The organism is Chryseobacterium mulctrae (assembly GCF_006175945.1).
Lineage (GTDB): Bacteria > Bacteroidota > Bacteroidia > Flavobacteriales > Weeksellaceae > Chryseobacterium > Chryseobacterium mulctrae.
In genome coordinates, this window is the sequence record NZ_VAJL01000001.1 from 982,714 (window position 1) to 997,144 (window position 14,431).

Sequence of the window (14,431 nt, forward strand, 5' to 3'; positions counted from 1 at the left end):
TTAATGAAAACCAAACTACTATTAGTGCTAATTGTATTAGCACAGACTTTTTACGGCCAAGAAATAACCGGTTCTTGGAAAGGAGAACTCGATTTAGGCAGAATGACGCTTCCCTTAGTTCTTGACATAAAAAAAGAAAATAACATTTACCTTTCTACCGCGAAAAGTCCGAAGCAAGGTGATGAAATAATCCCTGTTGATAAAACCGAATTCATCAACAATGAATTAGTGTTTGAAATGAAAGCTTTAGGAGCATCTTACAAAGGTCAGTTTAAAACAGATCATTTTGAAGGAACTTTTACGCAAAATTCAAAATCTTTCCCTCTTAGTCTTTATCAAAATGATGGAAAAGAAAAACCCAATCCGAAAGATGAAAAAATAAAAGGAATCAGTAAAAATGGAATTAATACCGCAAAAATTGATGATTTCTTAAACTACATCAGCCAAAACAAACAGGGGATCGGAAGCATCACTATTTTCCAAAATGGAAAAGAGATTTACCAAAAAAGTTTCGGTCAAGACCAATTATCTAATGTAAAATGGGACAAGAATACAGGATATCAGATTGGATCTATCAGTAAATTGGTCACTGCCGTTATGCTCATGCAATTGGAAGAAAAAGGAAAGCTGAAACTGGATGAAAAACTTTCAAAATATTATCCCGACGTCCCTAATGCCAATAAAATAACTTTAGAAAACCTAATGAACCACACAAGCGGATTGGGCGATTATGCAGGACCGTGGTTATTTGGGAAAACAGTGGGTGACAAAGCTATTTTAGATACTATTAAAAAACACGGTGTAGAATTTCAGCCAGGAGAAAAAGAGAGATATTCAAATTCAGGATACTATCTTTTAAGCAGAATTTTAGAGAAAGTTGCCAAGAAACCATACAATATTTTACTTAAAGAAAATATTACGAGTAAAGCCAATATGAAGAATACATTCTCGGTTTTAGACAATCAAAAAAACATCTTCAAATCGTATGAAAATACAACCGGAAAATGGACAGAAGTAGAAGATTTTGATTTCCGTAACTGCATCGGTTTGGGTGATATTACTTCTACAACCTATGATATGAATTTATTCGTTAATGCTTTATTTGATTACAAATTTGTAAAAAAAGAAACATTGGATAAAATGCTCCCTAAATCAGAAAAACCTTTTGGATTAGGCGTAATGACAGTTCCTTTTTACAATCAAATTTCCTACGGACATGGTGGCGACACAGCAGGAACTCATTCGCTTGTTTCTTACAGCCCTACTGAAAAGTACTCGATATCAACCATTATTAACGGTGAAAAATTAGCACACAGAGAGGTCTTTTTAGGAATTATCAATCTGGTTTACGACCAGGAATATGAATATCCAAAGTTTACAGAACTAAAAAAAGTCTCTGAAAAAGAACTGCAGAAATATGAAGGAACTTATTATTCTAAAGACCTTAAAGTAGATTTTAAAATCTTCATAAAAGATGAGAATCTTTTTGCTCAGTTAGCAGATCAGCCTTCATTTCCGTTAGAATACTCCGAAGGAGACAAATTTAAAAATGATAATATCGGTGTAGAAATCGCTTTTGCTCCGGAAAAGAAACAATTAAATCTTACTCAAAACGGTAATAATCTTGTTTTTATTAAGAAATAAATGATAAAAAAGATGCGGACGTTTTCAGTAAAACGTCCGCATCTTTTATTAAAAACGTCCGAGGTTTTAAGCAAAACATCAGGATCTTTTTATTGAGATCTTTTAATCTTTTATTTTAACACTCCGGAACATTTACCGCAATCGCCAAACCTCCTTCTGATGTTTCTTTAAATCGATCATTCATCGATAAAGCAGTTTCCCACATCGTCTGGATAACCTCATCCAAAGTTACTTTGGCTTTTGTAGGATCACTTTCTAAAGCAATATTTGCCGCAGTAATCGCCTTGATTGCGCCCATCGTATTTCTTTCAATACAAGGAATCTGCACTAAACCTTTAATCGGATCACAGGTTAAACCTAAATGATGTTCCATTGCGATTTCTGCCGCCATTAAAACCTGACCGACAGTTCCGCCGAGAATCTCCGTTAAACCTGCTGCAGCCATCGCTGAAGAAACTCCGATTTCGGCTTGGCAACCACCCATCGCCGCAGAAATAGTCGCATTTTTCTTAAATAAAGTTCCGATTTCCCCTGCAACCAAAATAAATCTTACAATATCATCTTCACTTACAGCATCTGTAAAAGCCTGAGCATACATTAAAACTGCCGGAATTACACCACTCGCTCCATTTGTTGGTGCCGTGATAATTCTTCCGAAACTTGCGTTCTCTTCGTTTACAGCTAAAGCGAAACACGCAATCCATTTATTGATATTGGTGAAATTTTCTTCAGCATCTACAACCTGCTGAAACCACTCGTCTTTATTTTTATAAATTTTGTCGCCTAAAAGTTTTCTGTTGATTCCGGCAGCACGACGGGTAACATTCAGTCCGCCCGGTAAAATACCTTCTTTATTGACTCCTTTATAAATACATTCTTTAATCTGTTCCCAAATGTAAAGTGCTTCTTTTCTTGTTTCTTCCTGCGTTCTCCAGCTTTCTTCATTAATTAAAATTAAATCTGAAATTTTGTTGAAACCTAATTTCTCACAATATTTTACGATATCAGAACCGTGATGACAAGGATAGATGGTACGAACGCACTGTTTCTCAATCGAATTTTTCTCCTGACTCATGATAAAACCTCCACCTACAGAATAAAAATCCTGTACAAGCTCGGTTCCGTCTTCAAAAATGGCTTTAAAAATCATTCCGTTGGGATGATAATCAAGAGTCTGAGACATATTTAAAACCAAATGATGTCCGTAAACAAATGGAATTTCTTTTTCTCCACCCAAATTAATGATTTGAGTTTCTTTAATGGTATCTACAATCTTATCAATCTTTGTAGTATCGATGGTTTTAAAATCTTCACCATTCAAACCCAACATTCCTGCAATATCGGTTCCGTGACCGATTCCCGTTTTTGCCAATGAGCCAAAAAATTCAAGAAAAACTTCTTTTACCTCAGCAATTGATCTTTCTCTTTTTATGATTCTGATAAATGCCGAAGCTGCATTCCAAGGTCCCATTGTATGCGAACTTGATGGACCTATTCCTACTTTAATAATTTCAAAAACCGATATTGATTCCATAAATTAAATTCCAATTTCATGAAAAGCAAATATACATTGAAAATACCTTAGAATGAAAACAATATTGAGCATTATGTAAAGGTGTATTAGTGAAGCTCCGTAGGAGCGGAACCTTTGTAGAAAAGAATTGTATGTAAATAAAAAAGCGCTCCGTAGAAGTGCAATATGATATATTATTTAATCTAAAAATTAACTAACTTCTATTATTTTTAATTTCTAGCAGATTATTTAGATTTAGCAGATTTAAAAACATCAAAAAAATCTGCGTTATCTGCCAAATCTGCGAGAGAAAAAAGGAAATTAATCTACCATTTCAGGCTTTCGCTATGCTGAGAAATATCAAGTCCTTGCTCTTCCGAATCTTCCTTTACTCTTAATGTAATAATTCTATCAGTAATTTTATACAAAAGCATCGACCCGAAAAATGCAAAAAGAGAAACCAAGATCAGCGCCATCATGTGATGTGCGAAAATTCCAAACCCTCCATGAAGAAGACTTGCGTTTTCACCGTGAGCAAAAATAGCAGTAAGAATCATTCCCATAATTCCCCCCACTCCATGACAGGCAAAAACATCAAGCGTATCATCAATCTTTTTTAAAGCTTTCCAATTCACCATCACATTAGAAACAATCGCAGAAATAAAACCAATAAAAATACTTTCCTGAATAGAAACAAAACCACAACCCGGAGTTATCGCCACCAAACCGACAACCGCACCAATGCATGCTCCCAAAGCCGAAACTTTTCGCCCATTAATTCTGTCGAAAAAAATCCACGTCATCATTGCTGAAGCCGAAGCGATCGTAGTTGTACCAAAAGCGATTGCTGCTGTTGCATTGGCACTTAAAGCAGAACCTGCATTAAAACCAAACCATCCAAACCAAAGCATTCCTGTTCCGAGAATAACATAAGGAATATTTGACGGTTCGTGATGAGGATTTTTCCTTCTTCCTAAAACAATCGCTCCCGCCAAAGCTGCAAAACCGGCACTCATGTGAACAACCGTTCCGCCTGCAAAATCTTTAACCCCGAAAAATTTATTTAAAAGTCCTTCTGGATGCCAAACCATATGACAAAGCGGTGTGTAAATGAAAAGACTAAACAACACCATGAAAACCAAATATGAAATAAATCGAACCCTCTCCGCAAACGATCCTGTAATTAAAGCTGGAGTAATCACCGCAAATTTCATCTGAAAAAGCGCAAATAAAACAAACGGAATGGTTGAAGCCATCGTTTTGTGAGGATAAATACTTACATGATTAAAAAATGGATAGGTAAAAGGATTTCCAATAATTCCGTAATGAACACCATCGATCTCAAAGCCGATAGATTCGCCAAAAGAAAGGGAAAAACCCACGACGATCCATAAAATAGAAATTACTCCCAAAGCAATAAAGCTTTGCAACATCGTCGAAATTACATTCTTCTTCCCGACCATTCCGCCATAAAAAAACGATAAACCTGGAGTCATCAGTAAAACTAAACCTGCTGCTGCAAGGATCCAGGCTACGTCTGAACCTACAATTTCTTTTTCACTCAGAAAATTTCCGGTATTGGGAATATCAACATCTGGTCTGAAGAATAGACCACCGATTGCAATAATGCAAATAACAACAAATGAAACTTTCCATTTTAAACCAACTTTCATAAGAGTTTTTTATTTTTTTAGTGTTTTTTAAATTACTAAATAGTAATTTTATATATTTTAATTCTTAACCCCATCAAAATTAAAAATAAATTTCATAAAAACACATATTTAAAACAATAACCCCTGTTAATTTAATAGCATTTTAAAATTAAATGAAAATTTTATTCAAAAGCAATGAAACTTCTTTATATTTCGTTGCAGGAAAAAGATGAGTCCCCCCTTTAATAACATAATCCGGTTTTGAGTTTTTTAGTGGAAAAACAATATCACGATCACCCATAATTTGAATGATGTTATTTTTCTGCTCAAATTTCCATTCTGAAATACGCTGAATAGACCATTTCAGATAATACGGATCGGTAACTCTGAAATACTGATTAACCTTAGGATTTTTAGGATCAAAGAACTTTCTGAAAACAGAATAAGTTTCTAAAGTCTTAGGATTGAAAAGGTTTACAGGAAGATATTTAGGAATTTTCGTAAGTTCTCCCATCTTTATCAACCTCGATTTTTCCTTATCAGATTTAATACTTCCTAAGATCACTACTTTTTCAGCAGCTTTTAAAAGATTAATTTCCTGAACCATGATTCCGCCAAAAGAATACCCCAAAAGATAAAAAGGTTCGGAAGTATCAATTTTATCGCCCATTCTTGCAACATAAGAACTAAAAGATTCATCATTTTCAGGAATCAGCCAATCGATAAAAACCACTTCATGCTCTTTTGGAAACTGTAAACGTTCCAAAACTTTAAAATCGGCACCAAGACCACTTATTACATATATTTTCACCTGATTCTTTTTAATTTAAACAATTACAACGCTTCTTGAGTAATTGAGTAAGCTAAAATAAAAAAAGGACGGCTTATCTAAAAGCAGTCCTTTGTATTTTATTATAAATTTAACCTTATAAAGGTCTTTCGTTATCAACTTTTTGTGTAGAAAGCTTAAACTGAATATCCATTTCGTCTTTGATGAAATAATCTTTCAAAGAATTCTGGTAAACAATCTTGAAGTCTTTTCTGTTTAAAGAGAATTTTGATGATTCAATTTCCACAGTAAACTGCGTAATGTGTGCGTTTGCAGGGAAAGAAATTGTTTTTCTGATATTCTTGATCGTAATATCACCTACAATCGTAGAATTGTACTCGCTGTTTGCAAGAGGGATGATTTTCTTTAAATGAAACTTCGCTGTAGGGAATTTTTTAACTTCAAAGAAATTGGTTCCTTTCAATTCGTTGGTCAGTTTCACCTGATCGTCACCAGAAACATCTGCAACAACAAGACTTCTCATATCGATTACAAACTCACCGTCTACTAAAACCGTTTTATCGAAATTAAACTTACCACTTTTCAGTTTTAGACTTCCGTAGTGAGACGAAGCTTTAGTTTTTACCACTTTATGTCCCCACCATTTGATCTCGGATGTTATCACTTTCGAAACCTTATCTCCTTTTTTCTGAGCAAAAACTAATGATATGCTTGCACACATCATAACAAACAATAGTAATCTTTTCATTATATTTTATTTACAATTCAACAAAAATAAAAAAAAGTGTAGAACTTCTACACTTTTAATAATATTTTTTTGAATAAATTATTTCGCGCTCACCTTAACGGTCATTTCTATCTCATCTTTCACAAAAACATCTTTCATTGAAGATTTGTAAGCTACATCAAATTTTTGTCTGTCGAAAGAGAATTTATTTGAAGTTAAAGTAACCATTCCATCTTTCACTGTAACGTTTGCAGGGAAAGAAACCGGGTTTGTTTTACCTTTTACTGTAAGATCACCTGTAACTGTACGGTTGTAAGTTTTATCGTTGTTTTTCTTTACTGAAGTAATTTTGAAAGCCGAAGTTGGGAATTTTTCAACTTCGAAGAAATCTCCGTTTTTAAGGTGACCGTTTAATTTCCCTTGCATTTCTCCTGAAACATCCGTTGCGTTGATAGAATTCATATCTAAAACGAACGAACCGCCAACGATTTCGTTTCCTTTCATTACGATATTTCCAGATTTTACAGTAATGGTACCGTCGTGAGAACTTGCCTGAGATTTAGCAACTTTATAACCCCACCAGTGAACATCAGAGCTTACTACTTTTTTTGCCTGCCCGAAAGCCAATCCACTAGCTAAAACTGCTAATAAGAATATTTTTTTCATTGTAAATTTTTAAATGTTTATTAACGCTGCAAATGTAATTATCTTATTTAATAATTCATCTTGATGTACATCAATAAAAATCTTTTTTTGACATGAATAAAATCAGGCATAAAAAAACTCCGAATTTCTTCGGAGCTTATATTATTCTGTAAAATAGGCGGTGTAAAGTGCCGCACCATTAATACTTGTACTTTCTGTATTAACTACATAAATAGGAATGTTCTTCAACATATCTTCCATCTTATCACTGATCTTGAATTTCTCATAGAATTTATCTTTGTCGATATATTCTCTTATGATCTGCGGAATATCTCCTGCAATCAGCAATCCACCTGTAGCTTTCAGTTTTAAAGTAAGGTTGTTGGCTTCTCTTGCCAAAAACTCTAAGAATGTGTCTAAAGCAATTCTACAAATCAACGCATCTTCATGCATTGCTGCTTTGTAGATTTCTTCTGTGAAGTTTCCATTTGCCAAACGCTCAGAAAGCCATTCCGGTTCAGGATGTCTTTTTACATCTCTCAAAAATCGGTAGATATTAAATAAACCTGTTTTTGAAAGTACATTTTCCCAACTTACAATTCCGTAGATATTATTTAAAAACTGATAAAATTCTACCTCAACATTGGTTCTTGGTGAAAATTCAGAATGCCCTCCTTCGGTTGCAAAAGGTCTTAAATATTTTCCGTCAAAGAAATATCCTGCTTCTCCCAAACCATTTCCAGGTGCAAGAATAGCAACATTTCCTTTTTCAAGATGACCGCTTGTGTAGATTGCGTCCAAATCAGAATCATCCAAAAGACCAATTCCATAAGCAGAAGCTTCTTGGTCATTCAGCATATCAACTTTCTCAAAACCAAATTTGCTGCGATATTCTTCTACATCTAAACTCCAGTTTTTCAAACGTGCAGGATGACTTTTACCATCTATTACAGGTCCCGGAACCGAAATCCCAAGTCGCTGAACATTTTCAAGCTGAGAATCCTGAATAAACTTCGAAAGAACATCTGAAAAAGATGCATATTCTTTGGTAGGATAATTATTTTTAAATTTAAGTTCTATCCCGGAATTTCCTGAAATATAATACGCAATCGTAGTTACGTCTTCTCTCAAATTAGCTCCGATAATAGAAATATTATCATTATTGGTATTTTTAACTCCCGGTAAATAGAGAGGAAATTTTGGATTTAAGTTCATAATCGCAAATTTTATCAAATATAATAATTGTTTTGGTAATTTTTGTATGGGAACAAAAAACCTTTTCAAAAACTCGAAAAGGTTTGGTTAATAACTGATTATATTTTTGTATTTATTTTCCTAAAGGAATATTGTACGAAAATCCTGCTCCGATACTTCCCACATTATAGTCCTGAGAAGCTGGTGATGCGATATCTCCGTTGCTTCCTGCAAAAACTTTTTGGTATTGTACATAGAAATTCCAGTCTCTGTTGTGATACCCGATTTCAGGTTTAAGATAAAAACCACCATCTGGTCTGTTTACTGTAGAATTGGTTGCTACTTTCTCATCACCTACTAAAAATCCATAGCCCAAATCAGCTCCGAAATAAAATCCTGTCTGTTTAGGATACACTCTGAAAAGTGCCGCTACAGGAATTACCCCAACATCGTTATTATTATATCCGTTGTTATCTTTTCCAAAATAATGAGTATAACCCGTTGCGATACCTAAACCTAAACCTGGAGTAATAAGATTTTGATACGCCACATCTACACCTACTGCAGCAGAAAGGTTATCTGAAGGAACAGCAATACCTGCAGTTGCTCCCACTTTGATCATATTATTCATCTGAGCACTTTGAGCACTTACTAAACCGGCTGTTAAAATTCCAGCTGCTAAAATGGTTTGCTTAAACATTTTCATAACTCTGATTTTTTAAATTTTACTACAAGGGCAGATGTAAAAATCATGCCAAAATAATTCACACTTCTTAACACGAAAGCCTAAACATTTCATAAAATAATGAAAATCAATCATTTAAAATTACAAATATTTAAATAGTTGTTTAACTTTACATCAAGGCAAACAATAAATCAACATTAATATTTGTTTATACAGTTTAACCTCAACTTTATTTCATCATCAAAAAACAAAATCAGGATTATGGCTGCTTCATTCATCAATAACAAACATCTTCTTTGGCGTGCTGGTTTCGGACCTGAGATTGGGCAAGTAAATGATTTGAAAAGTAAAAACATCAAAACGATTTTGAAGGAAGTATTTAATGAAGAAACCTTCTCTCCTATTCTTTATGAAACTCCCGACATTGAACCCATTGAATACACAGACCCAAAAGCGACAGCCGAACAGAAAAGAGAAATTCAAAAAATAAATCAGAAGCAAAACAACGAACTGAATCTTAATTTTCTAAAAAAAATGACCGATAGTAAAGAACAGTTACGAGAGAAAATGGCTTTTTTCTGGCACGGACATTTTGCGACGAGAATCAATAATCCAAAATTCAATCAACAGCTTTTAAATACAATCCGAGAAAAATCTTTGGGAAATTTTAAAGATTTACTGTTTGAAGTAAGCCGTTCTCCTGCAATGCTTAGCTTTTTAAATAATCAACAAAATAAAAAAGATCATCCCAACGAAAATTTCGCCCGTGAAGTGATGGAATTATTCACAATGGGTCGTGGAAATTATACCGAAAAAGATATTAGGGAAGCCGCAAGAGCTTTTACAGGATGGGGTTATGATAAAGAAGGAAATTTTAATGAAAGAAAAAAACTTCATGACACCGGAACAAAAACTTTTCTTGGAAAAACCGGAAATTTTACCGGAGACGATATTTTAAATATCATTTTGGAGCAAAGATCTACCTCAGAATTCATTACTACAAAGATCTATACCTTTTTCGTTAATGAAAAGCTTGATCCCGTTAGGATCAAAGATCTAAGCGAAGATTTTTATCGGTCCGGATATGACATCAAAAAACTGATGTCTGAGATCTTTTCAAGCTCATGGTTTTATGAAAAAAAAAATATTGGCAACCGTATAAAATCTCCCACAGAATTATTTACCGGAATGATGAGAATGCTTCCGATGAATATTCAAAACCCTGAAAACATTACGGTTTACCAAAAACTTTTAGGTCAGATGTTACTTTACCCACCCAATGTTGCAGGTTGGCCTAATGGAAAATCGTGGATTGACAGCTCTACTTTAATGTTAAGACTTCAGATTCCGCAAATCTGGTCAGGCTTACGTCCTATGGAATATTCAGCAAAAGAAGATGATGATATGGAAATGGGAATGAAATCGCGGGAAGCTTTAAATAAAAGTTTCAAAAATCCAAATATCATTATCGACTGGAATAAAGTTGACCAAGCTTTAGCGCAGAAAAAAGCAGAAGATTATCTGATCGTCAACTCGGAATCATTGGATATGGATATTGTGAATCAGTTTTCAGATAAAAGTATTAAAATGAATGTGATTAATCTGATGTCTACACCGGAATATCAGTTAATGTAAGGAGTTAGAAGTTAGAAGTTAGAAGTTAGAAGTTAGAAGTTAGAAGTTAGAGAAAGCTAGTTTTATTTAATCAAAGAAAAAAAATTATGATCATAAAGAGAAGAGAATTTTTAAAGATAAGTTCATTGGCAACGGCTTCCTTATTGGTTCCGAATTTTTTGCAGTCGATGGCTTTAGATAATGCTTTGAATCCAAGTCAGAAGATATTGATTGTTTTGCAGTTTACAGGTGGTAATGATGGTTTAAACACGATTATTCCGACAAAAAACGACATTTATTTTAAAGAAAGAAATACTATTGCGGTCAAAGATTCATTAGCTTTAAATGATGAAACGGGAATTAATCCTTCATTGTCTTATTTTAAAGAATTGTTTGACAGCGGCGAACTTTCCCTGATGAATAATGTGGGTTACCCAAATCCTGATAAATCGCATTTCAGAAGCATGGATATTTGGCATTCTGCAAGTAAAAGCGATGAGTTTTTGGAAACAGGTTGGCTCGGAAGATTTCTGGATGAAGAATGCTATAAATGCGAACATCCAACGCAGGCTTTGGAAGTTGATGACATGCTAAGCCTGGCTTTAAAAGGAGAAAATAATAAAGCTTTTGCCTTTAAAGATCCAAAAAAACTATATCAAACCAGTCAGGAAAAATATTTTAAATCATTGTACAATAATGACCATCATCACGATGACGAAACCGTTTCTTATTTATACAAAACTTTAGGCTCTACGATCAATAACGCTGATTATATTTTCGAGAAAAGTAAAGCAAAAAAATCGACTCAGGAATATCCGAATTCTAAATTGGGAAAAGACTTTAAAACTGTTGCTTCATTAATAAAATCTGACATTAATACGCAAGTTTATTATCTTTCTATCGGAAGTTTTGATACGCACGTTAATCAAAATGAAAGACAGCAAAAGCTGTTCGGAGAGATCAATGATGCCGTAAAATCTTTTGTTGCCGATATGAAATCGAACGGATTATTTAATGATATTTTGCTCATGACATTTTCAGAATTCGGAAGACGTGTTGCCCAAAATGCAAGCAAAGGGACCGATCACGGAACGGCCAATCAAATGTTTTTTATCAGCGGAGGATTAAAAAAGAAAGGAATTCTAAATGCCCTTCCCGATTTACAAAATCTTAATGAAGGAGATTTAATTTATACCGAAGATTTCCGAAAAATCTACGCAACAGTTCTTAAAAACTGGCTGAATGCAGATTCGTCAAAAGTGTTGGGCTGGAAGAACGGCATTTATGATTTTATTTAATTAAGCTAAAAATTCACTCATCTTATATTATTCTTAGTTCATAGCTTTATTTCCTTAGTTCAAAAAATAGTTGTTGATTCAAATCGAGTATTCATGATACTTTTACGCCATAAAATCAATAATTATGACAGAAAAACGTATCAACAGAGAGCTTATATTTTTAAGAACTTTCGCCTTTTCGATGGCCATTGCAATTTTCTTTTTAGTTAATTCAGCTTTCAAAAGTAATGGAAATCAAAAGTTTTCAGAAATCGATGTCGAAAGAATTAATATCGTTGAAAAAGATGGTACTGTTAAAATGGTAATTACCAATGTAGATCGTTTTCCCAACGGAAAAATCAAAATAAACGACGTTTACACCAACGAAAAGCGTAAAAAACGTTCCGGAATGTTGTTCTTCAATGAAGAAGGTCTGGAATGTGGCGGTTTTATCTATGACGGTAAAAAAAATGCAGACGGTCATTCTTCAGGACTTTCATTCACACATGATCAATACGATGGCGACCAAATCATGCAATTGTTATCTGAAGATTATCAGAAGGGCAATGAAAGGTTTGTGGGAAGCAGCCTTACATTCAACGATCGTCCTAAAAATGAATCTCAGAGAACTAAAAATTTTGGACAAGGAACACCAAGAATTATGCTTGGAAAATCTCGCGGACAAAGAGATGGATTGTTTCTTTTTGATGCAAAAGGATTGCCTAAAGCCATGTTTTATGTAGACAAAGAAAACAAAGCAAAGCTCGATTTTTATGATGATAAAGGAAATATTACAGCTTCATTTCCCGAGGATTCTTCAAAATAAACCGTAAACACATTTTCAATTATAAAATTTATAAATAGTTCTGTATTTTTATAGAACTATTTTGTTGTAACAAAATCATGAAGAAAATTTTAACCGAAATACAGCAGAACAAATACTTTTTACTCTTTATTTTTCTATTTTCTTATGTGCAAACCATAGAAATCCGTTTTCAGACAGAAAGAGAGATCAACTGGTACACTTTCACACCGGAAGCTCCCGTTTTGTATTTTGTAAACGCTGGTATTCTCTTTCTGATTATGCGTTTTCTGATGATGTATTGGCAAAAATCAGACAATTTCAATTTTAAAGAAATTTTTAAAATTTTTGGAACTTCCCTTCTTCTGTATTTGGTGATCCTTACTATTTTTAAACTTATTGTCGCTTTTATTTTTAATACTTTTGAAAGGAATTTTAATGCACAAACATTTCTCAACAATGCTATTTCAGATTTTTTGAATGCTTTTATTTACGGAAGTTTTTTTCTTGCTTTTTATTATTACCAAAAAAATCAGAAAAACCAGAAACAGATTGCAGCTTTTAATGAAATACTTTCCGAGACCAAGATCAATCAGCTTAAAAACCAACTCAACCCCCATTTTTTATTTAACAATCTGAATATTCTCGACCAGCTTATTGAAGAAGATAAAGCACAAGCTTCAGATTTCCTCAACGAATTTGCAGATATTTACCGCTATGTTTTGCAGGTTTCAGATAGAAGATTAGTAGAAATTGATGAAGAACTAGCTTTCGTTAAAAAATATTTCAAACTGATTCAGCACAAATACGGAAAATCTTATCAATTGGAAATAAAGAATAATCAATTGCAAGGTTTTATAGTTCCGTTAAGTCTTCAGTTATTATTGGAAAACGCCATTCAGCATAATTTCGGAACAGAAACAAAACCTATTTTTATCACCATCAGCATTGATAAAGATCTTACTGTTTCAAATAATATTATTCAAAAAAGAAACACAAAATCTCCATCAGGAAAAGCATTGAAAAACCTCAACGAACAGTATTTTTTACTGATCGAAAATCAGATAAAAATTCAAAATACCAGCGATCAATTTTCCGTAACCTTACCTATAATTCAAAAATCATGATAAGAATAGTCATTATTGAAGATGAAATTCCGGCAAGAAAAAAACTTATTAGATTTATTGATGAGTTAAAAGAAACTACAGAAATCATTGCAGAAATTGATAATGTGGAACAGGCTATAGATTTTTTAAAAACAGAAAAATCTGTTGATCTTATTATTTCGGATATTGAATTGTTAGATGGAAATGCGTTTGAAATTTATGATCAGGTGAAAATTTCCTGTCCGATTATTTTCACAACCGCTTATGACCAATTTTGGATGAATGCTTTTGAAACAAACGGAATTGAATATCTTCTGAAACCTTTTACTTTAGAGCGTTTTCAAAAAGCATGGAATAAGTTTTCAGTATTAAATAAATCTCATGCTTCTGATGAAATTTTATTAAAAATCAGTCAGATTCAAAAAGAGATTCAACCTAAAAGTTTCAAAGAACGATTCAGTGTAATCAGCAATAAAGGAATTTATTTTTTAGAAACTGAAAATATCGCATTTTTTAAAGCTGAAGAAGGAGTTATTTTTGCGTTCGATGATTCCGGTAAAAAACATTTACTCAACCAAACCGTGCTTAAAGAAATAGAATATCAGCTTAATCCTAACGAATTTTTCAAGATCAATCGGAGCGAACTTGTCAATAAAAAAAATATTATAAAACTGGAGCGTTATTCGAAAAATGCTCTGTCTTTAGAAATTAAAGGTTGGGAAAATCCACTTATCACAAGCCAAAGTCAGACAGTCGATTTCAGAGAATGGATTGAAAAATAA

General features: G+C 33.4%; 13 protein-coding genes. 6 read left to right on the forward strand and 7 right to left on the reverse strand.

Annotated elements, in window-relative coordinates:
* The first annotated feature begins 3 nt into the window (after positions 1-3).
* Positions 4-1,644, forward strand: coding sequence for a serine hydrolase domain-containing protein (locus FDY99_RS04270; protein WP_139419445.1), 1,641 nt, complete (start codon positions 4-6; stop codon positions 1,642-1,644).
* A 115-nt stretch (positions 1,645-1,759) separates the two neighbouring features.
* On the opposite strand, the gene FDY99_RS04275 is transcribed toward FDY99_RS04270, so the two are convergent.
* From FDY99_RS04275 to FDY99_RS04305, 7 genes are all read right to left on the reverse strand, one after another.
* Positions 1,760-3,178 (reverse strand): L-serine ammonia-lyase, encoded by a 1,419-nt coding sequence (locus tag FDY99_RS04275; RefSeq protein ID WP_139419448.1) that lies wholly within the window; start codon positions 3,176-3,178, stop codon positions 1,760-1,762.
* A 305-nt stretch (positions 3,179-3,483) separates the two neighbouring features.
* Positions 3,484-4,830, reverse strand: coding sequence for an ammonium transporter (locus FDY99_RS04280; protein ID WP_139419450.1), 1,347 nt, complete (start codon positions 4,828-4,830; stop codon positions 3,484-3,486).
* Positions 4,831-4,978: 148 nt separating this feature from the next.
* A complete protein-coding gene (locus FDY99_RS04285; protein ID WP_139419452.1) occupies positions 4,979-5,620 on the reverse strand; it encodes an alpha/beta hydrolase family protein in 642 nt (213 codons plus the stop codon).
* Between the two features lie 115 nt (positions 5,621-5,735).
* Positions 5,736-6,347, reverse strand: a complete 612-nt coding sequence (locus tag FDY99_RS04290; RefSeq protein ID WP_074229691.1) for a YceI family protein — start codon at positions 6,345-6,347, stop codon at positions 5,736-5,738.
* Positions 6,348-6,425: 78 nt separating this feature from the next.
* Positions 6,426-6,992, reverse strand: a complete 567-nt coding sequence (locus FDY99_RS04295) for a YceI family protein (RefSeq protein ID WP_139419454.1) — start codon at positions 6,990-6,992, stop codon at positions 6,426-6,428.
* A gap of 141 nt (positions 6,993-7,133) precedes the next feature.
* Positions 7,134-8,186, reverse strand: a complete 1,053-nt coding sequence (locus tag FDY99_RS04300) for a glucokinase (RefSeq protein WP_074229693.1) — start codon at positions 8,184-8,186, stop codon at positions 7,134-7,136.
* A 112-nt stretch (positions 8,187-8,298) separates the two neighbouring features.
* Positions 8,299-8,871: a hypothetical protein gene (locus FDY99_RS04305; RefSeq protein WP_139419456.1), complete on the reverse strand. Its 573-nt coding sequence runs from the start codon at positions 8,869-8,871 to the stop codon at positions 8,299-8,301.
* A gap of 240 nt (positions 8,872-9,111) precedes the next feature.
* Between FDY99_RS04305 and FDY99_RS04310 the strand changes: the two genes are divergently transcribed.
* From FDY99_RS04310 to FDY99_RS04330, 5 genes are all read left to right on the forward strand, one after another.
* On the forward strand, positions 9,112-10,485 hold the full coding sequence (locus FDY99_RS04310) for a DUF1800 domain-containing protein (RefSeq protein WP_139419458.1): 1,374 nt from the start codon (positions 9,112-9,114) through the stop codon (positions 10,483-10,485).
* 86 nt (positions 10,486-10,571) lie between these two features.
* Complete coding sequence (locus FDY99_RS04315) at positions 10,572-11,762, forward strand: DUF1501 domain-containing protein (protein ID WP_139419460.1); 1,191 nt, start codon at positions 10,572-10,574, stop codon at positions 11,760-11,762.
* 124 nt (positions 11,763-11,886) lie between these two features.
* The gene (locus FDY99_RS04320) at positions 11,887-12,567 is read left to right on the forward strand and encodes a hypothetical protein (protein ID WP_167494291.1); all 681 of its coding nucleotides are present in this window, start codon (positions 11,887-11,889) and stop codon (positions 12,565-12,567) included.
* A 77-nt stretch (positions 12,568-12,644) separates the two neighbouring features.
* Positions 12,645-13,670 carry a sensor histidine kinase gene (locus FDY99_RS04325; protein ID WP_139419462.1) on the forward strand — a complete coding sequence of 342 codons (1,026 nt, stop codon included), beginning with the start codon at positions 12,645-12,647 and terminating at the stop codon, positions 13,668-13,670.
* Entirely contained in the window at positions 13,667-14,431 is a 765-nt protein-coding gene (locus FDY99_RS04330) for a LytR/AlgR family response regulator transcription factor (RefSeq protein WP_139419464.1), read from the forward strand. Before FDY99_RS04325 ends, FDY99_RS04330 begins: the two co-directional genes overlap by 4 nt.

Coding starts and splice junctions, on each gene's coding strand:
- FDY99_RS04325 (WP_139419462.1), top strand. CDS start 12,645: ATGAAGAAAATTTTAACCGAAATACAGCAGAACAAATACTTTTTACTC.
- FDY99_RS04315 (WP_139419460.1), top strand. CDS start 10,572: ATGATCATAAAGAGAAGAGAATTTTTAAAGATAAGTTCATTGGCAACG.
- FDY99_RS04270 (WP_139419445.1), top strand. CDS start 4: ATGAAAACCAAACTACTATTAGTGCTAATTGTATTAGCACAGACTTTT.
- FDY99_RS04280 (WP_139419450.1), bottom strand. CDS start 4,830: ATGAAAGTTGGTTTAAAATGGAAAGTTTCATTTGTTGTTATTTGCATT.
- FDY99_RS04275 (WP_139419448.1), bottom strand. CDS start 3,178: ATGGAATCAATATCGGTTTTTGAAATTATTAAAGTAGGAATAGGTCCA.
- FDY99_RS04320 (WP_167494291.1), top strand. CDS start 11,887: ATGACAGAAAAACGTATCAACAGAGAGCTTATATTTTTAAGAACTTTC.
- FDY99_RS04300 (WP_074229693.1), bottom strand. CDS start 8,186: ATGAACTTAAATCCAAAATTTCCTCTCTATTTACCGGGAGTTAAAAAT.
- FDY99_RS04305 (WP_139419456.1), bottom strand. CDS start 8,871: ATGAAAATGTTTAAGCAAACCATTTTAGCAGCTGGAATTTTAACAGCC.
- FDY99_RS04290 (WP_074229691.1), bottom strand. CDS start 6,347: ATGAAAAGATTACTATTGTTTGTTATGATGTGTGCAAGCATATCATTA.
- FDY99_RS04330 (WP_139419464.1), top strand. CDS start 13,667: ATGATAAGAATAGTCATTATTGAAGATGAAATTCCGGCAAGAAAAAAA.
- FDY99_RS04295 (WP_139419454.1), bottom strand. CDS start 6,992: ATGAAAAAAATATTCTTATTAGCAGTTTTAGCTAGTGGATTGGCTTTC.
- FDY99_RS04310 (WP_139419458.1), top strand. CDS start 9,112: ATGGCTGCTTCATTCATCAATAACAAACATCTTCTTTGGCGTGCTGGT.